The sequence below is a fragment of the Paraburkholderia sp. genome, assembly GCF_050742655.1.
Lineage (GTDB): Bacteria > Pseudomonadota > Gammaproteobacteria > Burkholderiales > Burkholderiaceae > Paraburkholderia.
The window spans coordinates 1-1,130 of sequence record NZ_JBOIGG010000077.1 but is presented as its reverse complement, the minus strand read 5'-3'; the positions used below and the strand labels follow the sequence as shown (position 1 = coordinate 1,130).

Annotated in this window: 2 protein-coding genes; both read left to right on the top strand. The window is 60.1% G+C overall.

Annotated features, from left to right (window positions below; genetic code table 11):
- A partial coding sequence (locus ACREXZ_RS30885) for an acetate uptake transporter (RefSeq protein WP_431767920.1) occupies window positions 1-430 on the top strand: 430 nt, incomplete at its 5' end.
- Window positions 430-1,130: IS6 family transposase (locus ACREXZ_RS30880; protein ID WP_431767919.1), on the top strand; the 701-nt coding region annotated here is incomplete at its 3' end. The genes ACREXZ_RS30885 and ACREXZ_RS30880, both read left to right, overlap by 1 nt.

The window sequence follows — 1,130 nt, the reverse complement described above, 5'->3', positions numbered from 1 at the left end:
ATCTATATGCTTTATCTTTCCATCGAGTTTTGTGCCTGCCGGGCACATGAACAGGAGAATTACCATGTCGCAGGTTACCGATATTTACCCATCCGAACCGCGCAAGTCTGCAAACCCCAGCCCGCTTGGCCTTGCCGGCTTCGGTCTCACCACCGTTGTGCTCAGTTGCGCCAACGCCGGCCTGATGCCGCATGAAGCTGTACCTGTCATCGTTCCCCTGGCCTTCGCCTACGGCGGTGTTGCGCAGATCATCGCCGGCATCCTCGAGTTTCGCAATGGCAACACCTTCGGCATGGTCGCATTCCTGTCTTACGGCCTGTTCTGGTGGTGGTTCGCATTCCTTCAATGGACCGTCGGCGCGGGGGCTCTGGTGCAAACAGAGGCATGCGGTCGGGTAGAGTGGTCTTTTGAGGACAACGGAGGACGGTAGTGAGCAAGCTGAGGAGCGTCGAGGAGCTGTTTGCAGGGCGGCATTTTGACCGCGAGGTGATCATCCTGTGCGTGCGCTGGTATCTGCGCTACAAGCTCAGCTACCGCGACCTGGTCGAGATAATGGCGGAGCGCGGCCTGCATCTTGCCCACACGACGATCCTGCGGTGGGTCCGCAGGTACACTCCAGAGTTCGTCAAGCGCTGGAATCGCTTTGGCCGGTGCGCCGGTGGCTCCTGGCGAGCCGACGAGACTTACCTCAAGGTACGCGGCGAGCGGGTCTATCTTTATCGCGCCGTGGACAAGGCTGGCCAGACCGTCGACTTTCGGCTCAGCAGAAGGCGCGATGTGGCCGCAGCCAAGGCGTTTTTCAAGAAGGCCATCAGGCACCAAGGCCGCCCTCCGCACACGATCCCTCTCGATGGCTATGCGGCTTCGCATCGCGCCGTCCGCGAAATGCGCACCGACAGGCTGCTGCCCAAACGCACGGAGCTGCGGTCTTCGAAGTATCTGAACAACCTCATCGAGCAGGACCATCGCGGCATCAAGTCCAGAACTCGGCCGATGCTCGGCTTCAAGAACTTTGCATCTGCCGCAACTACCATTGCGGGCATTGAACTCCTCCGGCGCATCCACAAGGATCAGTTCGCGGTGACCAGCCTCCGAATCAAGAGCCAAGCTGCGCCTGCGCTCTGGAAAGC